23 protein-coding genes are annotated in these 25,266 nt (G+C 57.4%); 11 read left to right on the top strand and 12 right to left on the bottom strand.

Annotated elements, in window-relative coordinates; all coding sequences use genetic code 11:
* The first annotated feature begins 178 nt into the window (after positions 1–178).
* Both uraA and P346_RS12250 read left to right on the top strand, forming a co-directional pair.
* Positions 179–1,468 carry a uracil permease gene (uraA, locus tag P346_RS12245; RefSeq protein WP_029739962.1) on the top strand — a complete coding sequence of 430 codons (1,290 nt, stop codon included), beginning with the start codon at positions 179–181 and terminating at the stop codon, positions 1,466–1,468.
* Between the two features lie 96 nt (positions 1,469–1,564).
* Complete coding sequence (locus P346_RS12250; RefSeq protein WP_211438414.1) at positions 1,565–2,266, top strand: DnaA inactivator Hda; 702 nt, start codon at positions 1,565–1,567, stop codon at positions 2,264–2,266.
* Positions 2,267–2,354: 88 nt separating this feature from the next.
* Here the strand turns inward: P346_RS12250 and P346_RS12255 are convergent, their stop codons facing one another.
* Genes P346_RS12255 through celB form a run of 3 tightly spaced genes read right to left on the bottom strand, consistent with a single transcriptional unit; the run spans position 2,355 to position 6,055 of the window.
* Positions 2,355–3,776 (bottom strand): leucyl aminopeptidase family protein, encoded by a 1,422-nt coding sequence (locus P346_RS12255; RefSeq protein ID WP_032659371.1) that lies wholly within the window; start codon positions 3,774–3,776, stop codon positions 2,355–2,357.
* Positions 3,776–4,732, bottom strand: a complete 957-nt coding sequence (locus tag P346_RS12260) for a N(4)-(beta-N-acetylglucosaminyl)-L-asparaginase (protein WP_032659369.1) — start codon at positions 4,730–4,732, stop codon at positions 3,776–3,778. Before P346_RS12260 ends, P346_RS12255 begins: the two co-directional genes overlap by 1 nt.
* 3 nt (positions 4,733–4,735) lie before the next feature.
* Complete coding sequence (celB, locus tag P346_RS12265) at positions 4,736–6,055, bottom strand: PTS cellobiose transporter subunit IIC (protein ID WP_032659368.1); 1,320 nt, start codon at positions 6,053–6,055, stop codon at positions 4,736–4,738.
* A 146-nt stretch (positions 6,056–6,201) separates the two neighbouring features.
* Here celB and P346_RS12270 point away from each other — a divergent pair, with 146 nt between their 5' ends.
* Complete coding sequence (locus tag P346_RS12270) at positions 6,202–7,026, top strand: helix-turn-helix domain-containing protein (RefSeq protein ID WP_032659366.1); 825 nt, start codon at positions 6,202–6,204, stop codon at positions 7,024–7,026.
* Here P346_RS12270 and arsC read toward each other — a convergent pair.
* Both arsC and bepA read right to left on the bottom strand, forming a co-directional pair.
* Positions 7,023–7,379: an arsenate reductase (glutaredoxin) gene (gene arsC / locus P346_RS12275; protein WP_023308762.1), complete on the bottom strand. Its 357-nt coding sequence runs from the start codon at positions 7,377–7,379 to the stop codon at positions 7,023–7,025. The two genes, P346_RS12270 and arsC, sit on opposite strands and share 4 nt — an antisense overlap.
* A gap of 18 nt (positions 7,380–7,397) precedes the next feature.
* Positions 7,398–8,861, bottom strand: a complete 1,464-nt coding sequence (gene bepA, locus P346_RS12280; protein WP_032659363.1) for a beta-barrel assembly-enhancing protease — start codon at positions 8,859–8,861, stop codon at positions 7,398–7,400.
* Between the two features lie 221 nt (positions 8,862–9,082).
* Between bepA and P346_RS12285 the strand changes: the two genes are divergently transcribed.
* On the top strand, positions 9,083–10,147 hold the full coding sequence (locus tag P346_RS12285) for an AI-2E family transporter (protein WP_023308760.1): 1,065 nt from the start codon (positions 9,083–9,085) through the stop codon (positions 10,145–10,147).
* 139 nt (positions 10,148–10,286) lie between these two features.
* Here P346_RS12285 and bcp read toward each other — a convergent pair whose 3' ends face one another.
* Positions 10,287–10,757, bottom strand: a complete 471-nt coding sequence (bcp, locus tag P346_RS12290; RefSeq protein WP_032659360.1) for a thioredoxin-dependent thiol peroxidase — start codon at positions 10,755–10,757, stop codon at positions 10,287–10,289.
* Positions 10,757–11,326 carry a glycine cleavage system transcriptional repressor gene (locus P346_RS12295; RefSeq protein WP_032659358.1) on the bottom strand — a complete coding sequence of 190 codons (570 nt, stop codon included), beginning with the start codon at positions 11,324–11,326 and terminating at the stop codon, positions 10,757–10,759. The genes bcp and P346_RS12295 overlap by 1 nt, the downstream gene beginning before the upstream one ends.
* Positions 11,327–11,471: 145 nt before the next feature.
* Here P346_RS12295 and dapA point away from each other — a divergent pair, with 145 nt between their 5' ends.
* The 6 genes from dapA (at position 11,472) to ypfH (ending at position 17,929) form a co-directional block, all read left to right on the top strand.
* A complete protein-coding gene (gene dapA / locus P346_RS12300) occupies positions 11,472–12,350 on the top strand; it encodes a 4-hydroxy-tetrahydrodipicolinate synthase (RefSeq protein ID WP_032659355.1) in 879 nt (292 codons plus the stop codon).
* Between the two features lie 16 nt (positions 12,351–12,366).
* A complete protein-coding gene (gene bamC / locus P346_RS12305; RefSeq protein WP_032659353.1) occupies positions 12,367–13,401 on the top strand; it encodes an outer membrane protein assembly factor BamC in 1,035 nt (344 codons plus the stop codon).
* 109 nt (positions 13,402–13,510) lie between these two features.
* Complete coding sequence (gene purC, locus P346_RS12310) at positions 13,511–14,224, top strand: phosphoribosylaminoimidazolesuccinocarboxamide synthase (protein ID WP_032659350.1); 714 nt, start codon at positions 13,511–13,513, stop codon at positions 14,222–14,224.
* Positions 14,225–14,344: 120 nt separating this feature from the next.
* Positions 14,345–15,214, top strand: a complete 870-nt coding sequence (gene ypfJ, locus P346_RS12315; protein WP_032659348.1) for a KPN_02809 family neutral zinc metallopeptidase — start codon at positions 14,345–14,347, stop codon at positions 15,212–15,214.
* A complete protein-coding gene (locus P346_RS12320; protein WP_032659345.1) occupies positions 15,214–17,160 on the top strand; it encodes a tRNA(Met) cytidine acetyltransferase TmcA in 1,947 nt (648 codons plus the stop codon). Before ypfJ ends, P346_RS12320 begins: the two co-directional genes overlap by 1 nt.
* 73 nt (positions 17,161–17,233) lie before the next feature.
* The gene (gene ypfH / locus P346_RS12325) at positions 17,234–17,929 is read left to right on the top strand and encodes an esterase (RefSeq protein ID WP_032659343.1); all 696 of its coding nucleotides are present in this window, start codon (positions 17,234–17,236) and stop codon (positions 17,927–17,929) included.
* 79 nt (positions 17,930–18,008) lie between these two features.
* Here ypfH and P346_RS12330 read toward each other — a convergent pair whose 3' ends face one another.
* Genes P346_RS12330 through P346_RS12340 form a run of 3 tightly spaced genes read right to left on the bottom strand, consistent with a single transcriptional unit; the run spans position 18,009 to position 19,719 of the window.
* Positions 18,009–18,206 (bottom strand): hypothetical protein, encoded by a 198-nt coding sequence (locus tag P346_RS12330; RefSeq protein ID WP_023308751.1) that lies wholly within the window; start codon positions 18,204–18,206, stop codon positions 18,009–18,011.
* 24 nt (positions 18,207–18,230) lie between these two features.
* Positions 18,231–19,358, bottom strand: a complete 1,128-nt coding sequence (gene dapE / locus P346_RS12335; RefSeq protein WP_029739974.1) for a succinyl-diaminopimelate desuccinylase — start codon at positions 19,356–19,358, stop codon at positions 18,231–18,233.
* A 10-nt stretch (positions 19,359–19,368) separates the two neighbouring features.
* Positions 19,369–19,719 carry an ArsC family reductase gene (locus tag P346_RS12340; protein WP_032659340.1) on the bottom strand — a complete coding sequence of 117 codons (351 nt, stop codon included), beginning with the start codon at positions 19,717–19,719 and terminating at the stop codon, positions 19,369–19,371.
* Between the two features lie 387 nt (positions 19,720–20,106).
* Here P346_RS12340 and ypfM point away from each other — a divergent pair, with 387 nt between their 5' ends.
* Entirely contained in the window at positions 20,107–20,166 is a 60-nt protein-coding gene (ypfM, locus tag P346_RS23210; RefSeq protein WP_015572204.1) for a protein YpfM, read from the top strand.
* A 109-nt stretch (positions 20,167–20,275) separates the two neighbouring features.
* Here ypfM and acrD read toward each other — a convergent pair whose 3' ends face one another.
* Together acrD and narQ are read right to left on the bottom strand one after the other, a co-directional pair.
* Entirely contained in the window at positions 20,276–23,389 is a 3,114-nt protein-coding gene (gene acrD / locus P346_RS12345; protein ID WP_032659337.1) for a multidrug efflux RND transporter permease AcrD, read from the bottom strand.
* A gap of 142 nt (positions 23,390–23,531) precedes the next feature.
* A complete protein-coding gene (gene narQ / locus P346_RS12350) occupies positions 23,532–25,226 on the bottom strand; it encodes a nitrate/nitrite two-component system sensor histidine kinase NarQ (protein ID WP_032659335.1) in 1,695 nt (564 codons plus the stop codon).
* Positions 25,227–25,266 lie beyond the last annotated feature (40 nt).

The following is a 25,266-nucleotide window of genomic DNA, read 5'->3' as shown; positions in this document are numbered from 1 at the left end:
CGGCTTTTTTTTGAATAAAACACTTATCCCCTAAATAATTCGTGTTGCAGGAAGGCGGCAAACGAGTGAATCCCCAGGAGCTTACATAAGTAAGTGACTGGGGTGAACGAGTGCAGCCAACGCACATGCAACGCGAAGTATGACGGGGATACAACAATACTACTCAGAGGAAAACACTATGACGCGCCGTGCTATCGGGGTGAGTGAAAGACCGCCGCTTTTACAGACTATCCCGCTTAGTTTGCAGCACCTGTTCGCCATGTTTGGCGCAACCGTGCTGGTGCCAATCCTGTTCCACATTAACCCGGCCACCGTGCTGCTGTTCAACGGCATTGGTACGCTGCTGTACCTCTTTATCTGTAAAGGCAAAATCCCGGCGTATCTCGGGTCGAGCTTCGCCTTTATCTCGCCAGTGTTACTGCTGCTGCCGCTGGGTTATGAAGTCGCGCTGGGCGGCTTTATCATGTGTGGCGTCCTGTTCTGCGTGGTGTCCTTCATTGTGAAGAAAGCCGGTACCGGCTGGCTGGACGTGATGTTCCCCCCTGCGGCGATGGGCGCAATCGTTGCCGTCATCGGTCTTGAGCTGGCGGGCGTCGCGGCGAATATGGCCGGTCTGCTGCCTGCTGACGGTCAGTCACCGGATTCCAAAACCATTATCATCTCGCTGGTAACGCTGGGCGTAACGGTGTTTGGCTCCGTGCTGTTCCGCGGCTTCATGGCGATTATCCCGATCCTGATCGGCGTGCTGGCGGGCTATGCGCTCTCCTTCGCAATGGGCGTGGTGGACACCACCCCGATTGCTCAGGCCCACTGGTTCGCCCTGCCGACCTTCTATACGCCGCGCTTTGAATGGTTTGCTATTTTCACCATTCTGCCTGCGGCGCTGGTGGTCATTGCGGAGCACGTCGGCCACCTGGTGGTGACGGCGAACATCGTTAAGCGCGATTTAATCCGCGACCCGGGCCTGCACCGCTCCATGTTTGCGAACGGTTTCTCCACCATCATCTCCGGTTTCTTCGGCTCTACGCCAAACACCACCTACGGCGAGAACATCGGCGTGATGGCGATTACCCGCGTCTACAGTACCTGGGTTATCGGCGGCGCGGCGATCATCGCTATTCTGCTCTCCTGCGTCGGCAAGCTGGCGGCAGCGATTCAGATCATTCCTGTACCGGTGATGGGCGGCGTTTCTCTGCTGCTGTACGGCGTGATCGGTGCCTCCGGTATTCGCGTGCTGATTGAATCCAAAGTGGATTACAGCAAAGCGCAAAACCTGATCCTGACCTCCGTTATCCTGATCATCGGCGTGAGCGGCGCGAAGGTGCACATTGGTGCGGCCGAGCTGAAGGGCATGGCGCTGGCGACCATCGTCGGCGTGGGCCTGAGCCTGATCTTCAAGCTGATCTCGGTCATCCGCCCGGAAGAAGAAATTCTCGACGCGGACGACAGCGAAAAAGCGCCACACTGATCGTATTACCGGGCGAGGGATCGCCCGGTTCTCTCCTTGCAGGTTCCGTGTTAAACTCCATTCCGATTTTACGTAGGATCTCTGGTTGAGGTATTTCTGAACGGACCGGCACAGCTCTCTCTGCCACTCTATCTCCCTGACGACGAAACTTTCGCGAGTTTCTGGCCGGGTGATAACCCCTCTTTACTGGCTGCACTGCAAAACGTGCTGCGCCAGGATCACAGCGGATACATCTATATCTGGTCACGCGAAGGCGCGGGGCGCAGCCACCTGCTGCATGCCGCCTGCGCGGAGCTTTCGGCGCGCGGAGATGCGGTAGGCTATGTGCCGCTGGATAAACGTACCTGGTTCGTGCCTGAGGTGCTGGAGGGAATGGAACATCTCTCGCTGGTTTGCATCGATAATATCGAATGCGTGGCGGGTGACGAGCCGTGGGAAATGGCGATCTTTAACCTCTACAACCGCATTCTGGAGTCGGGTAAAACCCGGCTGCTGATCACCGGCGATCGTCCGCCTCGCCAGCTCAATCTGGGGCTGCCGGATCTGGCGTCTCGTCTGGACTGGGGGCAAATCTACAAGCTCCAGCCGCTGTCGGATGAAGATAAGCTTCAGGCGTTACAGCTGCGCGCAAAGCAGCGCGGGTTTGAGCTGCCGGAGGACGTGGGGCGTTTCCTGCTGAAGCGCCTGGACAGGGAAATGCGCACGCTGTTTGACACGCTCGATCAGCTCGATCGCGCCTCTATTACCGCCCAGCGCAAGCTGACCATTCCGTTTGTGAAAGATATTCTTAAGCTTTGAGTTTTTTGCCCGGTGGCGGCTGCGCCTTACCGGGCCTACGAAAACCCGCCGCACTTTGTAGGCCGGGTAAGGCGCAGCCGCCACCCGGCTAAAGATCCCCCATCAGATGCTCAACCAAAAGCGGAATCGGTCTTCCCGACGCTACGCTCCGTCCGTTTTCTCGCCACAGCGCCGTACCGCTAATGTCCAGATGGGCCCACGGAATATCTGGCGGGCAGAAGTGATGCAGTAGCCACGCCGCCGAGGCGCTGATCGCCGCATTGTTGGTCGGCGTGTTGCACAGGTCGGCAATCGCGCTGTCGGTCTGCTTTTTCAGCCGCGCATCCAGCGGCAGGGACCACACTTCATCGCCGCTCTGCTTACCCGCCACCGTCAGCGCCGCGCGCAGCGGTTCATCCTGCGTCATCAGCCCACTCAGCTCATACCCCAGCGCCTTCACGACTGCACCGGTTAAGGTCGCCATATCAATAATATAGCGCGCCTGCGGATGGCGCTGGCTGGCCCAGGCGATGGCGTCCGCCAGCACCAGTCGGCCTTCGGCATCGGTGTTGTTGATTTCAACCGTGGTTCCGTTGCAGGCCGTTGCTACCGTGCCGGGCTGCATGGCGTCCGGGCCGATGGCGTTTTCCGCCAGCGCCAGCACGCCCATGATGCGCACGGGCAGCGCCAGCTCTGCGACGGTGAGCATCAGGCCCAGCACGTTAGCCGCACCGCACATGTCGTATTTCATGGTGTACATGCCCGCGCCTTCCTTCAGCCACAGGCCGCCGGTATCAAAGGTAATGCCTTTACCCACATAGCAGCGCACCGGGCCTTCGTTGACGCCGTCATAATGGATCGCCAGCAGGCGCGGCGGACAGGTCGCCCCTTTGCCGACGGCGTGCAGCAGCCCCAGACCCTGCTCAACGATCTGCTTTTCATCCAGCACCTCAGATCTCAGGGCAGGGAAGGCGGCACACAGTTTTTGCACCTCTTCCACCACAAACTGAGGCGTGCATCGGTCGGACGGGATATCCGCCAGACGTCGCGCCGCGACCATGCCGTTGGCGATGGCCTGCTGCTGGCGGAAGATCCCCTCCAGTTTTGCCTGCTGTTCCGGCAGGCAGAGGGCGGTGATGTGCGTAAGTCGCACCGCCGATTCATCCGTTTGCTTCAGCTTCAGGTCGCTCAGCCTGTGCGCCTGATTAAAGAGAAAACGCAGAACCTGCGCCAGCACCACATCGTCGATATCGGTAACGTCCAGTATCAGCTCCGGGCTGACGGGCGAGGCCAGCAGCGGGCGCAGCGCCGTCAGTAATCCTTCGGTCAGGCTGTCCTGCCAGAGCGCATCCGGCAGCAGGGTGATGCGGGCAAAAGGCGCGCAGCCAAAGCGGGTGTCTGCGATGCTGGCAGACTCGCGCATTTCCGCGACCAGCGCCGTTTCGGGCAAATGCGTACAGGAGGCGGAGGCAATCAAATGGCTCTGCGGCTTCGCGTCAGAAAGTGCGGTGATAAACTGATACGTAATCATCATGACTCCTCAATCGGCGCGCGGATCCGCGCGGCATAGGCCTGCATCCACGCATCGTCTACCGCGTGATAATGCGTTTTCTCCCGCAGGCGTTCGGTACGAAAAACGGTGAGGGGCTGGCGAGCCGTCGCCACCACGAACGAAAAGGTTTTGATGTTGGTGGCGGCACCGAATTCGCCCCTGTTGTTCATGCACACCACGGAGAGATCGCCCGCGCGGCCAAAGCGCGACATCAGCTTGTCCTCCAGTTCGAACACCACCGAATCCGCCGCCTGCTGCGGCGTCATACCCTGTGCCATGCGGCGGACAATTTCGTAGCTGGTGCAGCCTTTCATCAGATCTTCACCGACGCCCGTTGCGGTGGCCGCGCCGGTTTCACTGTCGCAGTAAAAGCCGGAACCAATAATGGGCGAATCCCCGAGTCGACCGCGCTTTTTCATGAACAGGCCGCTGGTGGAGGTGGCGACGCTCATCGAGCCCTGCTTATCGAGGCCGATAATGCCGACGGTGTCATGTCCGTCGTAAGGGCTTAAGCCCTTATCCAGCGTTTCGCGGCAGCGCTTGCGGTAGTGCTGCATGGCGCGGTCAGTGAGCATGGTTTTGTCGGCAAAGCCCTGGCTCAGCGCCCATTCCCGCGCGCCCTGGCCGACCAGCAGGCTGTTGTAGCGCTGACGGCTTAACGCATGCGCCACCCGCACCGGGTTGGCGATATCCACCAGGTTGCCCACGGCACCAAACGCCAGCGTGTCGCCGTCCATGTAGGCGGCGTCCAGCTCCACCTCGCCATTTTCGGTGGGCAGCCCGCCGTAGCCGACGGATTTATAAAACGGAAAGTCTTCAACGGCGGCGACGGCATCCACCACCGCAGCGGAGACCGGTTTACCCGCAGCCAGCGCGGACGCAGACTCCGTGACGCCTTCAAGCGCCATTCTCCAGGTCGCGATAATTCCCCACATGCTTTACTCCTGTTTTGCAAGGGTGGTGTCGGTTTGCGTAACGGTGGCCATTTCCGCCGCGCGGTACTGTTTGTCCACGATACGCATGAAAGGCAGATACAGCATCGCGCCAATCAGCAGGTTGATAAGCTGCATCACGCTGCCGCTCAGGTGCCCGGTGACGATAAAACCGCTGATGACCGGCGGCAGCGTCCAGGGAATAAACACCCCGGTGGTGACGGCAACCGCGCCAATCTTCATCGCCGCATACTGCACGGTGACCAGCACCAGCGGCACCAGGTTGAACGGGATGAGCATGATCGGGTTCATGATCACCGGCAGGCCAAACAGGATCGGTTCGTTGATGTTAAACACCGACGCCCCGGCGCCGAGTCGCGCCACTTCACGCATGTTTTTGCTGCGGGCGAAAATCAGCATCGCAATCACCAGCGACAGCGTGGCCCCCGCGCCGCCCATCCAGATCATGTCAAAAAACTGTTCGGTGATAATGTGAGGCGGCGTCGTGCCTGCCTGAATCGCGGCGATGTTGTCGGTCTGGTTCTCCATCCACAGCGGGCGAATGATGCCGTTGATCATCGAGCCGGAGTTAATGCCGACTGACCACAGAATGGTGATGCTGAACACCGTCATCAGCGCGCCAAAGTAAGAGGTGCCGTAGTGGCGCACCGGCGTGGCAACCACTTCGTAAATAAACTGGTGGATGGTGTTGTAGTGGGTGTTTTCAAACACGATGCGGATACCCAGCACCAGAATCATCACCAGCAGGGCCGGGATCAGCGCGGCGAACGACTCCTGCACCGCCGGAGGCACGCCGTCCGGCATTTTGATCACCAGTTTTTTGCGCTTGAGCCAGCAGAACAGCTCCGTCCACAGCAGGGAACCAATCATCGCCACGAACAGCCCTTTGCTGCCAATCCACTCCACCGGAATGACGGTAATTCCGCCGTTTTCCGCCACTTTGATAAAGGGCGTCAGGATGAGAAAGGCGACCAGCGCCAGGATGCCGCTGGAGATGCGATCCTCACCGTAGTGTTCCGCCAGGCGGAAGGCGACCAGGAAGCTGATGAACAGCGACATGGTGGAGAACACCGCGTTGAACGGGATTTCAATAATGGCGCTCCAGCTCTCACCAAAGGCCTGAGACATAAACTGCTGATAGGCTTGATTAGGGAACGACGAGATCACCAGCAGAATAGAGCCGACGATGATAAACGGCATGAATGACACGTAGGCGCCGCGAATGGCCCCGAGATGACGCTGCTGGGCCGTTTTGGCCGCCAGCGGCATCAGTTTTGCTTCAAGAAATCCCAGAACATTGTTCATTGTGAACTCCGTACAAGATTGAGGGGTGTTGTTTGTGTTATGTCTGGGGATTATCAGTGAAGCGCGGTGAGCGAAAGGTGAAATCGGTCACAAAGCAATCGCTGGTGTAGTATAAATCTCATAAGATTGGTTCTGAGGATCCTGCGATGGAAATTAAACTGCATGCTAATGCCACCACGACGCCGCGCATCCGTCGCTATCTTCAGCAGTCAGATAAAAGCGACAGGGAGCTGGCCACGGAGCTGGGTATTTCGGTCACTACCGTCAGGCGCTGGCGCAACCGCGAGCAGGTTTCGGATAACCACACGACGCCAAAAGTGATACACAAAGCATTGAGACAGGAGCAGGTTGCGCTGGTCAATGCCCTGCGGGATATCACGGGCGCCCCGCTGGACGAACTGCTGCAGATGGTCAATAGCGGACTCGGAATTGCCGTCTCCCGCGCGACCCTGAACCGCTACCTTAAACCGGCTTCGGTAAAGCAGAAGGGCGCGACGTTGCAGGGGAAAAAGGCGCTGAAGGCAGGCATCGTGCCGCAAAAACTGCTGTTACATCATCAGCCTCTGTCTCTGCATATGGACGATGGCGGGGAACAGCATCTGCTCTGGGCGCGTGAACCCGTGAGCGGCTGGTGCTACGCCCGGCTGTACGCGGGCATTTCTCCGCAGCTGCTGGCCCACTGGGTGAACGACGCGCTGGAAGCCTGTCCGGCGGATATTCAATCTGTTGAGACTTTTGGTTTAGAGGTGAAGCTAAAGGAGCGCAATACCACCGTAACTGCGCATCCACGGCAATGCCGTGCCGTTCAGGTTGCTCTGCCGCTATGTGAAATCATCCCACGTCTGAACAGTGAGTCGGCAGGCGAGCTGTTGATTAAGCTGTGCGAATTTTACAACCGGGGAAAAACGCAGAAAAAGCTGGGAGAGAGTACGCCGCAGGCCTTTCTGGAAGCGCTGCGGCATCAGGACTAGAGGATCTCGAGCACGTCTTCCGGCGGGCGTCCAATGCGCGCCTGGCCGTTCGCCACCACAATCGGGCGCTCAATCAGCTTTGGATTTTCAACCATCGCCTGGATCAGCTCGGCCTCGGTGAGGCGGCTGTCATCCAGGTTAAGCGACTTATACAGATCTTCTTTCTGGCGCATCAGCTCTCTTGCACTGCCCATTCCCAGCATGTGCAGCAGCTGGCGGAGGGTTTGCGCGTCAGGTGGGGTGTCGAGGTACAGCACCACTTCCGGCTCCACGCCGTTAGACTTTAGCAGGCTCAGGGTATCGCGGCTCTTGGAGCAGCGAGGGTTGTGATAGATTTTTACGGCGTCTGTCATGACGTGAATTCTCCTTTATTACATCTTCTCGTACGGCTTAAAGCGCTGCTGCAGGCCGCGAAGCTGATCGATACGCGCGTCGTAACGGGCCTGCTGGAGGCTGCCTAGCTTGACCTGCGAGCTGGCGCTGCTGAGCGCGGAAATCGCCTGATCGAGGCGGCCCACCAGGGCAAAACCTTCGGCACGCGCCGCCAGCTCCTGATCGCGGTTGCCGAGCTGGGCTTCCGCCTGAGCGAGCAGATCCCAGCCGTTTTGATCGTCTTTATTGTTAAAGGTATAGCGGTTCAGAATGGTTGCCGCTTCGCCAGGCTGACCGGCCTGTAAGTAAGCGTTCGCCAGGTTAAGCTGCAGCACCGGGTTGGTTCGGACGTCTTTCGCCCCTTTCAGACGGTTAATCGCATCGGCCGTTTTCTTCTGGCCCAGATCGATATCCGTCGACAGATCGAGGTACCACGGGTTGTTCGGGTCGGCCGCCAGAAGCGGCTGCAGCGCTTTACGCGCCTCGTCGTATTTGCTGGCTTCCATCGCCTGGAGCGCCTGACCATACTGCGCGGCGTTTTTCTCACGCACGTTGCCCTTCGCCAGGGTATCCAGCAGATCGCTGGTGAGCTGGTTACGCCCGGAGTTGTACATCCCCAGGGTTCTCACCTTCGCCATGTAGAAATCCTGTGATGACTGGACCACGACCGGACGCATCTGATTGGCACGGTTACGCGCGTCCGACAAACGGCTTTCAGGTAATGGGTGCGTCAGCAGGATTTCCGGCGGACGGGAAGAGTAACGCGCCTGATCGAGCAGTTTTTCGAGGAAGCTCGGCATGGCCTGCGGGTCAAAGCCCGAACGCTGCAGCACCTGAATCCCGATGCGATCCGCTTCCTGTTCGTTTTGCTGGGTAAAGCTGATCATTCCCTGACGCGTTCCCGCCAGCGTACCGGTCAGGGCTGCCATCCCGGCCTGCGGGCTGGCCATCGCCAGCAGAATAGATCCCAGCGCGCCCACCCAGGTGAGGGGGGCGTTACGTTTCTGGTCTTCCATGGCGCGCGCCAGGTGACGCTGGGTGACGTGCGAAATTTCGTGCGCCATTACCGAGGCCAGCTGGCTTTCGTTGTCGGAATAACGGAATAACGCCGAATGCAGCACCACGTTACCGCCAAAGAAGGCGAAGGCGTTGATTTCGTCATTATTGATTAAATAGAAATGGAAGGGCGTTTTTACCGAGTCGGCGTGTGAAACCAGACGCATCCCCAGCCCGTTAATGTACTGTACCAGCAAAGGGTCGTTAATCAGCGGGGCACTGCCGCGCAGCTGGCGAACATAGTAATCCCCCATTTGCATCTCTTGCCCAATAGAGAGCGTGCTTCCTGCTGTGGTGCCCATGTCCGGCAATGAATCGGACGAGTCAGCAAAAGCGGGCAACACCTGACCGACCGTCACCGCGGCAATCAGTGTTGCAACCAGTGTTTTTCTCAACTGCCTGAACATAACCACTGTCCTGTATGTTGGATGTGCTAATTTGACCGATGAACCGGCATAACGTTCATCTCTGCTGCTCTGCGAGTGTAGCCGTGTTACAGCATGAAGAAAATCCCATTCATCAGGCTTTTGCGGATTGCGATCGGGATACAAAAAGCGAAAGTCTTTTTTGTGACAGTTAGATACAATTCACCGTCTCACTCCCGCCATTCGATTCAGGGAAGGGTTGTATGCTCGAAATGTTAATGCAGTGGTACCGGCGTCGGTTCAGCGACCCGGAAGCCATTGCTTTGTTGGTTATTCTGGTAGCCGGGTTCGGTATTCTGTTCTTCTTCAGCGGCCTGCTCGCGCCCCTGCTGGTGGCGATCGTGCTGGCGTACCTGCTGGAGTGGCCAACGGTTCGCCTGGAACACATCGGCTGTTCCCGTCGCTGGGCGACCAGCATCGTACTGGTGCTGTTTGTCGGCATCCTGCTGCTAATGGCCTTTGTGGTGATGCCGGTTGCCTGGCAGCAGGGAATTAACCTGATCCGCGACATGCCCGGCATGCTGAACAAGCTCTCTGATTTCGCCGCCACGCTGCCGCGCCGTTACCCGGCCCTGATGGATGCGGGAATTATCGACGCGATGGCCGAAAATATGCGCGCCCGCATCATGACGATGGGCGATTCGGTGGTGAAGTACTCTCTGGCCTCGCTGGTCGGGCTGCTGACGCTGGCAGTTTACCTTGTGCTCGTGCCTTTGATGGTCTTCTTCCTGGTGAAAGATAAAGATCAGATGCTCAACGCCGTGCGCCGTATTCTGCCGCGCAACCGCGGGCTGGCAGGGCAGGTCTGGGAAGAGATGAACCAGCAGATCACCAACTATATTCGCGGCAAGGTGCTGGAGATGATTGTCGTGGGGGTCGCCACCTGGATTGGCTTCCTGATTTTCGGCCTGAACTACTCGCTGCTGCTGGCGGTGCTGGTGGGGCTGTCGGTCCTGATTCCGTACATCGGCGCGTTTGTGGTGACCATTCCGGTTGTTGGGGTCGCGCTGTTCCAGTTTGGGCTGGGGACAGAGTTCTGGAGCTGCTTTGCAGTGTACCTGATTATTCAGGGGCTGGACGGTAACCTGCTGGTGCCGGTGCTGTTCTCCGAAGCGGTGAACCTGCATCCGCTGGTGATTATCTTATCCGTGGTGATTTTCGGCGGGCTGTGGGGATTCTGGGGCGTGTTCTTTGCGATTCCGCTGGCGACGCTGATTAAAGCCGTGGTCCACGCGTGGCCGGATGTACCTGCGGTGGAAGAGAAGTAGTTTTTGTGCAGGCTGATGCCCTCACCCCGGACCGTACACCCACGGGGAGAGGGGAAAACACTAAAAACGGCAACCAGGTTGCCGTTTTGCATTTATCTTGTAGGTCGGGTAAGGCGAAGCCGCCACCCGACACTCACTTTCAGGCGCTTGCTTTCAGCCAGTTCAACACCACGTCGTGGTGGTTGCTGGTTTTGAAGTCGTCAAACACATGCTCAACTTTACCGTCAGCGTCAATCAGGAAGCTGATGCGGTGAATGCCGTCGTAGGTTTTACCCATAAACGTCTTCTCGCCCCAGACGCCGAACTGCTCGCATACCTGATGATCTTCATCAGAAAGCAGCGTGAAGTTCAGCAGCTCTTTTTCAGCAAATCGTGACAGCTTTTCTGGTTTATCCGTGCTGATACCCAGCACTTCCACGCCGACTTTTTTCAACTCGTCCATGTTGTCGCGTAAGCCGCAGGCCTGTACGGTGCAGCCGGGGGTCATGGCTTTCGGGTAGAAATAGACCAGAACACGCTGTCCCTGGAAGTCGGTCAAATTTACTTGCTCGCCGTCTTGATCCGGTAAGCTAAATTTCGGTGCGATGTCACCGGCTTTCAGTGGGTTCATTACTCAACTCCATCCTGTTCGTGCTGCGAATAATTGACGACGCTTATACTGCCCTGCGCGTTTAATTCTGTACAGAGGGCTTTGAACGCTTGCTCGATATTTGACGCATCCTGCGAGGCAGGGCTGTGCGCGGTAATTTGAATAAACAGCACCGGAAGACCCTGGTCATCGCTTGTCTGCGTGCGGGAAACCAGTTCGGCAATATTCATCTGGTGTCTGTCAAAAAGCGCGGTGAAACGCTCAATCAGATGCGGTGAATCAGGCACTTCAACCTGCACCCAGACGGTAGAAGGCAGTGCCGGACGCGGACGCGCGGTGGTGCGCTTCATGACAATCAGCAAATCCAGTTCGGCCCCTTTAAGCGGCAGGGTCGATTCAATCAACGTAATGGCGTTCCATGTCCCGGAAAGCAACATAATAAATGTGAACTCTTCGCCAAGCATCGCCAGACGGCTGTCTTCGATATTACAGCCGCAGCTGCTTACGTGACGGGTGATGGTGTTCACGATACCCGGCCTGTCGGCACCCAGCGCAGTGATAACCAGGTAATGTTGTGATGAGGTTGTCAAACCTGTTCTTCCTTTGCATGGTTAAGTCTTCCTAAGGAAAGCATAAAAAAAACATGCATACAACCGCCTGAGAGCCTCAGGTCGCTTGCTTTTATTACAGTTCCAAACGTAACATTGAGGCTCTTGTTCGCACAGAGGATGGCTCATGTTCACGGGAAGTATTGTCGCGCTTGTTACACCGATGGATGAAAAAGGTAATGTCTGCCGGTCAAGCATGAAGAAGCTCATTGATTACCATGTCGCCAGCGGAACCTCGGCGATCGTTTCGGTAGGGACTACCGGTGAATCCGCAACGCTGAGCCACGACGAGCACGGCGATGTGGTGATGCTGACCCTGGAACTGGCGGACGGACGTATTCCGGTCATCGCGGGGACAGGGGCTAATGCAACCGCAGAAGCTATCAGCCTGACCAAGCGTTTTAACGACAGCGGCATCGTTGGCTGTCTGACGGTGACCCCTTATTACAACCGTCCTACTCAGGAAGGTTTGTTCCAGCACTTCAAAGCCATCGCTGAACATACTGACTTGCCACAAATTCTGTATAATGTGCCGTCCCGTACCGGTTGCGATATGCTGCCGGAAACCGTTGGTCGTCTCTCGGAAGTAAAAAATATTATCGGTATTAAAGAGGCGACAGGGAACTTAAGCCGCGTTCATCAGATCAAAGAGCTGGTTTCAGACGACTTTATCCTGTTGAGCGGTGATGATGCGACCGCGCTGGACTTTATGCAGCTCGGTGGTCATGGCGTGATCTCCGTAACGGCAAACGTTGCGGCGCGCGATATGGCAGAAATGTGCAAACTGGCCGCAGCCGGTCACTTTGATGAAGCGCGCGTCATTAATCAGCGTCTGATGCCGCTGCACAATAAATTATTTGTCGAACCCAATCCGATCCCAGTGAAATGGGCATGTAAGGAGTTGGGACTTGTAGCATCCGACACGCTGCGTCTGCCAATGACACCGATTACCGACCACGGTCGTGATATCGTCAGGGCGGCGCTGAAGCATGCCGGTTTGCTGTAGAGTTTAGGGAGATTTGATGGCTTATTCAGTACAGAAGTCGCGCCTGGCGAAGGTTGCGAGTGTTTCGCTTGTTATGCTGCTCGCTGCCTGTAGTTCAGATTCGCGCTACAAGCGCCAGGTGAGCGGTGATGAATCCTATCTGGATGCGACCCCGCTTGCTGAACTTCACGCACCGGCTGGCATGATCCTGCCGATTCAGAACGGCGATTATAATATTCCCGTGACCAACGGCAGCGGCCTGGTCGGTAAAGCGCTTGATATTCGTCCGCCAGCACAGCCTCTGGCGCTGGTCAGCGGGGCGCGTACCCAGTTCACCGGTGATACGGCGTCTCTGATGGTTGAGAGCGCGCGCGGTAGCACGCTGTGGCCGCAGGTTGTCAGCGTCATTCAGTCGAAGAACTACACCATCGATAAACGCGATGACGCCAGCCAGACGTTAACCACCGACTGGGTCGAATGGAACCGTCTGGATGAAGACCAGCAGTACCGCGGTCGCTATCAAGTCTCCGTAAAACCACAGGGTTACCAGCAGGCGGTTAACGTTAAGCTGTTGAACCTGGAGCAGGCGGGTAAACCGGTTGCGGATGCCGCGTCCCTGCAGCGTTACAGCACCGAAATGCTGAACGTGATTGCCGCGGGTCTGGATAAGACCGCTACCGATGCCGCCAACGCTGCGCAGAGCCGCAACGGCGCGACCTTCGATGTACAAAGCGGTGCGGATGATACCGGCCTGCCAATGCTGGTGGTGCGTGCACCGTTTAATCAGACCTGGCAGCGTCTGCCAGCGACGCTGGAAAAAGTGGGCATGAAAGTGACCGACAGCACGCGTTCGACCGGCAGCATGACGGCAACGTATAAGCCGCTCTCCGACAGCGCATGGCAGGAACTGGGCGCGAAAGATCCTCAGCTTGCCTCCGGTGACTACAAGATTCAGGTAGGCGACCTCGATAACCGCAGCAGTCTGCAGTTTATCGATCCAAAAGGTCACACGCTGACCCAGTCGCAGAACGATGCGCTGGTCGCTGTCTTCCAGGCAGCATTCAGCAAATAAATACGAGGGCTGGTGAATCCAGCCCTTTTTATTTTAGTGCTACGCAAACGTGTGCGTGGCATAATATCCCCAGTTTTGAACACAAATCATCACACCAGGAGTAATGAAGATGCAGAAGCAAGCTGAGTTGTATCGTGGCAAAGCGAAGACCGTATACAGCACGGAAAACCCGGATCTGTTGGTGCTCGAGTTCCGCAATGATACGTCAGCAGGGGATGGCGCACGCATTGAGCAGTTCGATCGTAAAGGCATGGTGAACAACAAGTTCAACCACTTCATTATGACCAAACTGGCCGAAGCGGGTATCCCGACCCAGATGGAAGCGTTGCTGTCCGATACGGAATGTCTGGTGAAAAAACTGGATATGGTTCCGGTTGAGTGCGTTATTCGTAACCGCGCGGCGGGCTCCCTGGTGAAGCGTCTCGGCATTGAAGAAGGTATCGAACTGAATCCACCGCTGTTCGACCTGTTCCTGAAAAACGATGCCATGCACGACCCGATGGTCAACGAATCCTACTGCGAAACTTTCGGCTGGGTGAACCAGGAGAACCTGGCGCGCATGAAAGAGCTGACCTACAAAGCCAACGACGTGCTGAAAAAGCTGTTTGATGACGCGGGCCTGATCCTCGTCGACTTCAAGCTGGAGTTCGGTCTGTTCAAAGGCGAAGTGGTGCTGGGCGATGAATTCTCACCGGACGGTAGCCGCCTGTGGGATAAAGAAACCCTGGATAAAATGGACAAAGACCGTTTCCGTCAGAGCCTGGGTGGCCTGATTGAAGCGTACGAAGCGGTTGCTCACCGTTTAGGCGTTAAGCTCGACTAACTCCCTCACTTGCCAAAGGATGTTCCCATCCTTTGGCGTCTTACCTTTGTTTCCTATGGTAATCTTGCCGTTAACCGCCTACGATCATAGCTATTATAAATGGAATAGTTCGAGGTGGTTATGCGCTGGCAAGGGCGTCGTGAAAGTGACAATGTAGAAGACAGACGCAGTGATGGCGGCGGCGGTCCTTCAATGGGTGGGCCAGGCTTCCGGTTACCCAGCGGCAAGGGCGGTATCATCCTGCTGATTGTGGTTTTAGTCGCGGGTTACTACGGCGTTGACCTCACCGGGTTGATGACCGGTCAGCCGCTGCAGCAGCAGGAGCATTCTCAGCGCTCCATCAGCCCGAATGAAGATGAAGCGGCCAAATTTACCTCCGTTATTCTCGCCACAACAGAAGACACATGGGGTCAGCTGTTCGAGAAGATGGGGCGTACCTACCAGCAGCCGAAGCTGGTGATGTACCGTGGGGCAACCCGCACCGGATGCGGTACCGGGCAATCCGTGATGGGGCCGTTCTACTGCCCGGCAGACGGCACCGTCTATATCGATCTCTCTTTTTACGATGACATGAAACGCAAGCTTGGCGCTGACGGTGATTTTGCCCAGGGCTACGTGATCGCGCATGAAGTCGGCCATCACGTGCAAAAGCTGCTGGGGATTGAGCCAAAAGTGCGCCAGCTTCAGCAAAATGCGTCTCAGGCTGAAGTGAACCGCCTTTCCGTTAAAATGGAGCTGCAGGCAGACTGCTTTGCGGGCGTCTGGGGCCACAGCATGCAGCAGCAGGGCGTGCTGGAATCCGGCGATCTTGAGGAGGCGTTAAATGCCGCTCAGGCTATCGGTGACGACCGTCTTCAGCAGCAGAGCCAGGGGCGCGTCGTGCCGGACAGCTTCACTCACGGTACCTCACAGCAGCGCTATAGCTGGTTTAAACGCGGCTTCGACAGCGGCGATCCGGCGCAGTGTAATACCTTCGGCAAAGCGATGTAATGCTGGAGTTTGAACAGCTGACAGGCGAGCTTGAGCGCACCGGCCATCGTCGGCTGGTGGTGCTCAGCGGCGAGGCGCAGTGGACGTTAACCCAGGCGGCTGCCCTGCGTGACGCCTTGCCCGGAGACTGGGTAAGGATTGACGAACATCCTTCAAAAGCCATCAGCGGCCTGCTGGGACGCGAGTTCCGGCATGCCGTTTTTGACGCCAGCGCCGGGTTTGATGTCGCCGCGTTCGCCGCCCTGAGCGGAACGCTGAGCGCCGGAAGCCTCCTGGTGCTGCGGGTTCCGCCGCTCGACGCGTGGGCCGAGTTGCCAGACAGCGATTCACTGCGCTGGAGCGACGGCGCCGAAGCGATAGCCACGCCGCATTTTGTACACCATTTTTGCCGGACGATTGCCGCCGATCCCGACGCGATTGTCTGGCTTCAGGGCCGTGCGTTATCTCTTCCGCCTTTCCCCGACGCGCCTGACTGGCAGCCTGCCAGCGGCGCACCGCAGCGCGAGCAGGCTGAGATCCTGGATGTGCTGCAGGGGATGGCGGAGGGCATCGTGGCCGTCACCGCCGCGCGCGGGCGCGGAAAATCAGCCCTGGCGGGCATGCTGCTGAACCGCATTGCGGGCAGCGCCGTGGTCACCGCGCCGTCGAAGGGGGCGACGGATATCATCGCCCGCTTTGCCGGAGAGCGTTTTCATTTTATGGCCCCGGACGCGCTGCTTGCCTCTTCACACCGGGCTGACTGGCTGATTGTCGATGAAGCCGCTGCGATCCCCGGGCCTCTGCTGGAAAAGTTAGCTGTCCGTTTCCCTCGCGTGCTGTTGACCACCACTGTGCAGGGATATGAAGGGACGGGCAGGGGATTCTTGCTAAAATTCTGCGGCCGGTTTGCCGGGCTGCAGCGCTACAGCTTATCTACACCGGTACGCTGGGCGGCGGGCTGCCCGCTTGAGCGGGTTGTCGCCAGCGCGCTGCTGTTTGACGATACGCTGATCGACCGCCGCCCGGAGGGAGAGGTGCGTCTAACGTCTCTGACGCCAACGGCATGGGAACGCCGCCCGGCGCTTGCAGCGAGCGTATACGAGCTCCTCTGCGCGGCACATTATCGCACCTCGCCGCTTGATTTACGCCGCATGATGGACGCGCCCGGGCAGCGGTTTGCCGTTGCCGAAACGAATTCGGTTATCGCCGGGGCGCTCTGGCTGGTGGAGGAGGGCGGGCTCTCCCCTGAACTTAGCCGCGCCGTGTGGGCAGGGTACCGGCGTCCGCGCGGTAACCTGGTGGCGCAGTCTCTGGCGGCGCACGGCGGCTCTCCGCTGGCGGCGACGCTCAGAGGACGACGGGTGACCCGCATTGCCGTACATCCTCATCGTCAGCGGGAAGGGATTGGCCAGGCGCTAGTTCGCAGCGCCAGCGGCGAAGATTATCTGTCGGTGAGCTTTGGCTATACCGATGAGCTTTGGCGTTTCTGGCAGCAGTGCGGGTTTGTGCTGGTGCGGATGGGCAGCCATCGTGAAGCCAGCAGCGGCTGCTACACGGCGATGGCGTTGCTGCCGCAGAGTGAGGCAGGGCGCCAGCTGTGCGAGCAGGCGCAGCGGCGTCTGAAGCGCGATGCGCGGGTGTTATCGGCCTGGAACGGTGAAAAGATCCCCGTGGAGGACGGCTGGGAAGCTACCCTTAATAATGACGACTGGCTGGAGCTGGCGGGGTTTGCTTTTGCGCATCGGGCGTTTACAACCTCGGTTGCCGCACTGACGCGGCTGTTGTTAACCGTGGACATGCCGCTTCCGGCCCTGCGTGGGAAAATGGACGGAAAAACGGATGACGTCGGGCGAAAAGCGTTGCTGGCAACGTTGCGGAGTGAAACCGCGCAAGCGATTGAAAGCCTTGACTATCCGCGCAGCCAGCAGCTGAAAGAAGATATTTTGCAATGGCAATTTTTTCAATGACTTCTTCAGTAAAGTGGCATGGTCATTCACGTCGTGAGGCGTAGAATCCAGGTCATCTATTAAGGAGACGACCATGAAACACGACCATTTTGTTGTTCAAAGCCCTGACAAACCGGCTAAACAGTTACTGCTTCTGTTTCATGGCGTTGGCGATAATGCCGTCAATATGGGTCAGATTGGCAGCTGGTTTGCGCCCGTTTTTCCGGAAGCATTGATTGTCAGCATCGGCGGCGTAGAGCCATGTGGTCCGAACGGACGCCAGTGGTTCTCTGTTCAGGGCGTGACGGAAGAGAACCGTCAGGCTCGCATAGACGCCATCATGCCCACCTTTATCGATATTGTCCGCTACTGGCAGCAGCAGAGCGGCGTGGGTGCCGACGCGACCGCGCTGATTGGCTTCTCGCAGGGGTCAATCATGTCGCTGGAAAGCGTAAAAGCGCAGCCGGGTCTGGCGTCACGCGTCATCGCGTTTAACGGCCGCTTTGCGACGTTACCGACCAGCGCGACCACGCAGACCACGATCCACCTGATCCACGGTGATGAAGACCGGGTGATTGAGCTCTCGCATGCGGTTGCCGCCCAGGAAGCGCTGATTCGCGAAGGTGGGGATGTGACGCTGGATATCGTTGACGATCTGGGCCACGCGATTGACGACCGTAGCATGCAGTTCGCGCTCGATCGTTTACGCTATACCGTACCGAAGCACTACTTTGATGAAGCGCTCAGCGGCGGTAAGCCGGATGATAGTGATATTGTAGAGTTTATGTGATTAGTTCCCCTCTCCCCTAAGGGGAGAGGGAACATGGCCACCCTCTCCCCTCTGGGGAGAGGGGCTGGGGGTGAGGGGATTACTTCTTCTGGTCCTTGTTCGGCCAGTCGTCGTCATCGTCCCACTTGTCGTTAAAATCACGGTGCGGGGGAAGATCCGGTTTGTTGGCGAGAAATTTTTTATGGTCAACGCGCTTAAGATCTTTAATCACGTTAAGCAATACGCCAACCAGAAAAACTAACACCAGAATCCACCAGTACTTTGAAAGCCAATCCATTCGCTATTCCTCTCAGAGCGTTCGTCAGGCGACGAGTTGCTCCATAATACGTTGATACATACGGGCCAGCAGTTGCAAATCTGCCGCATTGACACACTCATTGATTTTATGAATGGTTGCGTTCACTGGACCCAGTTCGACAACCTGGGCGCCCATACGGGCGATAAAGCGTCCGTCTGAGGTGCCACCCGTTGTCAGCAGCTGTGGCTTAATTTCATTATAGTGCTCGATGGCGTTCACCACCGCATCCACCAGTTTACCGCGCTGCGTCAGGAACGGCTGGCCGGAAAGCCACCACTCCACGGTGTAGCGCAGCTGATATTTTTCCAGCAGGGCGACGACGCGCGCCTTGATCATCTCATCGGTCAGTTCGGTGCTGAAGCGGAAGTTAAACTGGACGAAGTAATCACCCGGGATCACGTTATTGCTGCCGGTCCCGGCCTTGACGTTCGCGATCTGCATGCTGGTTGGCGGGAAGAATTCGTTGCCTTTATCCCACTCGATGCCCACCAGTTCGCTCAGCATTGGCGCAGCGCGATGGACCGGGTTATCGGCCAGATGCGGGTAAGCAACGTGCCCCTGAACGCCGTGAATGGTCAGGTTACAGGTCAGCGAGCCGCGGCGCCCGTTTTTAACGACATCACCCACCACTTCGGTACTGGACGGCTCTCCGACCAGGCAGTAGTCGAGACGCTCGTTACGCGCCATCAGCGCTTCAACGACCTTTACGGTGCCGTTATGGGCGCTGGCTTCTTCGTCGGAGGTGATTAAAAACGCCAGACGGTTTTTGTGGTTCGGATGCTGAGCCACAAAGCGCTCTGCCGCCACGACCATCGCCGCCAGGGAGCCTTTCATGTCTGCCGCGCCGCGACCAAACAGCATGCCGTCGCGGATCGTCGGTTCAAACGGCGGGTTAATCCAGCGGTCCGCGTCACCGGCGGGAACGACGTCAGTATGCCCGGCAAAGGCCAGCGTTTCACCCTGGCCGCGCCACGCCCAGAAGTTTTGGGTATCGCCAAAATCCATGCGTTCAACGGTAAAACCGATGGCACGCAGGCGCTCAATCATAAGTGCCTGACAACCTGCGTCGTCCGGGCTAAGGGAAGGACGGCGAATAAGCTGCTGAGTCAGCTCAATGACCGGGCATGACATAAACTACACCTCAACGAAAAAAGTCGGAATAAAGGGTTTCACTGAAACCCAGCAGCATAGGCTGCCCTGGCGCGCAGAGCAATGGGCGTTTGATAATTGCCGGCATGTCGAGCATCAGTTTCGCCGCGCTGTCGGCGTCGTTGATGCTGGCACGCAGAGATTCGTCGAGTTTACGCCAGGTGGTGCCGCGCGTGTTCAGCAGTGCTTCCCACCCCAGTTCGCCGATCGCGCTATGCAGAAATTCTGCATCAAGCCCGTCTGCACGGTAATCGTGAAAGCGATACTCCACGCCGTTTGCTTCCAGCCAGCGGCGGGCTTTTTTGATGGTGTCGCAATTTTTAATGCCGTACATCACAACCATGGTGAATCCTTTTGACCTAATGATGATTAAATGTTCAGTAAATTCGAAGATATATCCTTAAGTGGAATATAACACATTCAGGAATCGTCTGGATTTACACTTCTTCTTAATTCAACTCACATCTGTACGCTGAATATTCTTTCACCCTTTAAGCATAGATGTCCATAAAGTTTAAATTTCGAATAAACTCAGCGGGTAAAATAAAACTCACCCGTCCGTAGGGTTATTTCAAAATATTGCTAGCCGTCACAAAAAATTGAGGCCTCTCCGTTCATATTTATCATAAATCCCCGCAGGACGTGGGGTACAATCACAACAATTGGTTAAATAGTCTTCACAATAATGGTCCGTTTTTGTAGAATGCGCATAATAATAAGAGAGGTTGTTATGATTGAACGTGAACTGGGGAACTGGAAAGATTTTATCGAAGGCATGCTTCGTAAATGACATTCAGTAAGAATTGCAAGAGCACTAAAATAAGTAAAATAACCATAGTGTGAATTAATCACACAATAAAAAGGCGGCCGATAAAGCCGCCTTTTTTTATTTCAATCACTTACTCAGCCCGTTCCTTTAACGGGAAGCGGCGACGCACCAGCACAAAGAACAACGGCACGAAGTAAATGGCCAGAATGGTGGCCGAAATCATGCCGCCCATCACCCCCGTCCCGACGGCATGCTGGCTGCTGGAGCCTGCGCCCGTACTGGTTGCCATCGGCAGTACGCCAAAGACAAACGCCAGCGACGTCATCAGGATCGGGCGTAAGCGCTGACGGCAGGCGTGCAGCGTGGCGGCCATCAGTTCGTGGCCTTTGGCATTCATCTCGTTGGCAAATTCAACGATCAGAATGGCGTTTTTCGCCGATAGCCCAATTACGGTGAGCAGACCCACCTGGAAGTAAACATCGTTCTCCAGGCCGCGCATCCAGGTCGCCAGCAGCGCACCGATAACCCCAAGCGGCACGACCAGCATGACGGAGAACGGGACCGACCAGCTTTCATACAGTGCGGCAAGGCAGAGGAAGACCACCAGCAGAGAGAGCGCGTAAAGCGCGGGAGCCTGTGCCCCGGAAAGACGCTCCTGGTAGGACATGGCCGTCCACTCCAGACCAAAACCGGCGGGCAGCTGTTGAACCAGTTTTTCCATGGTATCCATAGCGGTACCGGTACTGACGCCCGGAGCGGCTTCCCCGACGATTTCAACCGCAGAGTAGCCGTTATAGCGCTCCAGACGCGGCGAGCCGCTCTCCCAGTGCGAGGTGGCAAACGCGGAGAACGGCACCATGCCGCCAGCGTTATTCCTGACAAACCAGCGGTTAATATCATCCGGCAGCATGCGGAACGGCGCGGCGGACTGGACATACACTTTTTTCACGCGGCCGCGATCCATAAAGTCATTCACATAGCTCGAACCCCACGCCGTTTGCAGGGTGTCGTTGATATCGTTGATCGAGACGCCCAGCGCCTGTGCCTTACGCTGATCGATATCCACCTGCAGCTGCGGGCTGTCGTCAAGACCGTTATGGCGAACGCGGGTCAGGCCCGGATCGTTGCCTGCCAGCGCTAGCAGCTTATCGCGTGCCGCCATCAGCGCCGTGTGGCCCGCCCCGGCGTGATCCTGCAGTTCCATATCAAACCCGGCGGAACTGCCCAGGCCGCTTATCGCCGGCGGGCTGCTGGCAAAGACGCGCGCCTCTTTGATGTGCGCAAAGGCTTTCGTCGCGCGTTCAATAATGGCAAATGACGTTCCCGTTCTGGTATCGCGCTCGTCCCAGTCCTTCAGGCGAACGAACATGCGGGCGACGTTCTGTCCGTTTCCGCCCGGGCCAGAGCCCACGGTGGAGAAGACCGACACAACGTTATCTTTCTCTTTGGTGAAGAAGTACTGCTCCACTTGCTGGACCACCTTCAGCGTCTGCTGCTGCGTTGCGCCGCTCGGGAGCTGCACCGAGGTGGTGAACATTCCCCGGTCTTCCATCGGCAGGAACGAGGTGGGAAGATGCATAAACAGCCAGACCATGCCGCCCAGCAGCACAACGTAAATCATCATCCAGCGCAGGCTGCGATGGAGCACGCCTCCGACGGCAGATTCATATCGCGCGGCATTGCGGTTGAACATCCGGTTAAACCAGCCGAAGAAGCCTTTTTGCCCGTGCTGCTCCCCTTTGTGCAGCGGTTTCAGAATGGTGGCGCACAGCGCAGGGGTGAGGATCAGCGCCACCAGCACGGAGAGCACCATCGCCGAGACGATGGTTATTGAGAACTGACGGTAAATCGCCCCGGTTGTGCCGCCAAAGAAGGCCATCGGGATAAAGACGGCCGACAGCACCATCGCAATACCGACTAACGCCCCCTGAATTTGCCCCATGGATTTGCGCGTCGCCTGGCGCGGAGAGAGTCCTTCTTCGCTCATGATGCGCTCGACGTTTTCGACCACCACGATGGCATCATCCACCAGAAGGCCAATCGCCAGCACCATCGCAAACATCGTCAGGGTGTTAATGCTGTACCCGAACGCGTAAAGCACCGCAAAGGTCCCCAGCAGCACCACCGGCACGGCAATGGTTGGGATCAGCGTCGCGCGGAAGTTTTGCAGGAACAGGTACATCACCAGGAACACCAGCGCGATGGCTTCCAGCAGGGTCTTCACCACGTCCTCAATCGACGCTTTAACGAAGGAGGTGGTTTCGTAGGCGACTTTGTACTCTAGCCCGTGTGGGAAATACTGTGAAAGCTCGTCCAGACGGTCCAGCACCAGTTTCGCCGTGGCCATTTCGTTTGCGCCGGAGGCCAGTTTAATCCCCAGGCCGGAGGCCTGATTGCCGTTAAAGCGGCTCAGGTAGTCGTATTTTTCCGCCCCCATTTCCACCGTGGCGACATCGCCCAGACGCACTTCCGACCCATCCTGATTCACGCGCAGGGTGATGTTGCGGAACTGGTCCGGCGTCTGCAGCAGGGATTGCGAATTAATGGTGGCGTTCAGGGCCTGCTTATCGACGGACGGCGTTCCCCCCAGCTGCCCCACCGCAATCTGGGCGTTCTGGGCTTTGATGGCATTCGTTACGTCGGTTGCCGTCATCTGGACGCTGTTCAGCTTGTTGGGATCGAGCCAGATGCGCATAGAGTACTGTGAGCCGTAGGCGTCGATATCCCCGACGCCGTTAATCCGGCTGATGGGATCCTGAATATTACTGGCGACGTAGTCGGCAATGTCCTGCTTATCCATTGAGCCATCTGTCGAGACAAACGCGATGGTCAAAATGTTGGTATCACCGGTTTTACGCACGGTCACGCCCTGATTCTGCACCGTCTGGGGCAGCTTGCGCATGGCCGACTGCAGCTGGTTTTGCACCTGCTGCACCGCTTCATCCGGGTCGGTGCCCGCCTTAAAGCTCAGGGTAACCGTCGCCTGACCCGTGGCGCTACTTTGCGAGGACATGTACATCAGGTTATCCAGACCCGTCATGTTCTGCTCGATAACCTGCGTCACGGTGTTTTCCAGCGTTTGTGCGGAAGCACCGGGGTAGTTTGCCGTTACGCGCACGTTAGGCGGTGCCAGATCGGGGTATTGCTCAACAGGAAGTGAAGTAATCGCCAGGACACCTGTCAGACACAACAGGATGGCAAGCACCCAGGCAAAAATGGGGCGATCGATGAAAAAATTCGCCATGAAAGTGTGACCTCGTTTTGCTGCACGTCATTATTGTTTATTGCCCGCATAACTTTAGCGGTAAGGCCCAGGTCAAACGTGGAGAAATAAAGGAGATAATGTAAATTATCATGCGCTTTTTCCTGCGCGTCCTCCTTTACCGTTATTTACCCGTTAACGGCGCGGGCGCCGGGAACGTCACGCTGACCAGCGTGCCGCCGTTTTGCGGCTGCGAGAAGTGCAGCATCCCGCCTAGCCGTTGCGCGCGTTCGCGCATAATGTTCAGCTCGTAGTGTCCCGGCGGCTCGCTGGCTTCGCCAATCCCGATGCCGTTGTCACGAATGCTGACGCTGTGCGTACCGTCCACGGCGGTCACGCAGCTGACGGTGATCTCGCTGGCCTGCGCGTGCTTAATGGCGTTCAGCACGGCCTCACGCACGATCTGCAGCAGATGCACCTGCTTTTGCGCGTCCAGCGCCAGCGAGGAGAGACGGCAGTCGAGATGCAGCTTCGCCTGCGTCTGGCTCTGCAGGACGTCGAGGGACTCCTGCAGCGCTGCGGGTAAGTTCGCGTGGTTCAGCGTCAGGCGGAAGGTGGTGAGCAGCTCGCGCAGCTGCTGCCAGGCATTGTTCAGCTCGCGGGAGAAGTCGGTGATGATGGTCTGCGCCGGGATATTTTCCTCGGGTACGGCGCGTTTGAGCAGCGCAAGCTGAATGCGCAGATAAGACAGGACCTGCGCCAGCGAATCGTGCAGCTCGCGGGCGATGGTGGCGCGCTCTTCCATCAGCAGCAGCTGCTGGTAATGTTTTTGCGCCTGGTTAAAGTACAGCCCGCGCCCGAGCATGGTCGCCACGCTTCTCATCAGCGGAAGGGGAACGCTGTCCGTCTCGCTTTGCCAGCGCAGCTCGCCATAAAGGGTGTCCTGCATCAGTACCGGCAGGTGCTGCAGAGGAATGCCATGTGACTCCGCCCCTTCAGACAGCCGCCAGTCGTCGCTGGTGCGCAGTTCCAGATAATTCATCTGCGTATAGTCATGGACAATCTGCAGGATATGCCGAAAGCAGTGGCTGTCTATCTGGCCGGTATTCAGCGCCTGAGAGCATTTGAACAGCATGTCGAGCTGCTGGTGGGCTTCATGCAAATGCCGCGTCTTTTCCGCGACCGAGGCTTCGAGCGAACGGTAGAGCGTAGCCAGCTCGGCGGACATGTGGTTGAAGGCGCGGGAAAGCTGGCCCAGCTCGTTCGGCAGGGCGGTATCCGGCGCCGGGGTTGCAAATTCCCCGCGCTCAACCCGTTCGCTGGCCGCCACCAGATTGTTAAGCGGCAACACCACCTGGCGACGGATGCGTCGCAGCGTAAACAGCGTCAGCAGCAGGATCCCGAGAGCGCCCGCCAGCGAGAGCAGGGTCACCGTCTGGATTTTATGTTCGGTGTAGTGCTGAAGGGCGAGCACAAAGGCATCAATGCGTCCGACAAAATCCTCAATGTGGGTTTGATACCACGCGCTGTCGCCGCGGGCGATGCGCGCATCCATTTCCAGCCACGCCACGTGCAGCTGCTGGTAGCGCGCTTTTACATCGTCCGGGACGTACCAGCGGTTCAGCTTCTGCAGGGCAGGCGCGTTCAGCGTCCGTTGCCAGCTGTCGCGATGCGCGGCAAGGGAAGGGCTGTTGCGCTGCATCTCGTAGCCCAGACGATAGCTCTGCATGCGCAGCGAACCCGCGATATTAATAGCTTCGGCGTCACGCTGGCTGCTGGCAAGCGTCAGCAGCGCGACGGTGCTGGTCAGCACGGATAAGGCAATTATCGAAAAGAAAGCCCAGGCAAGGCTTCCGGAAACGGGGCGTTTGACGGTCACAGAACGGCTCTCTGAATAAAATTGATCTGCTACAGGTTCA

Source organism: Enterobacter sp. DC1, assembly GCF_000568075.1.
Lineage (GTDB): Bacteria > Pseudomonadota > Gammaproteobacteria > Enterobacterales > Enterobacteriaceae > Enterobacter > Enterobacter asburiae.
This window is presented reverse-complemented; position numbering and strand designations above follow the sequence as displayed.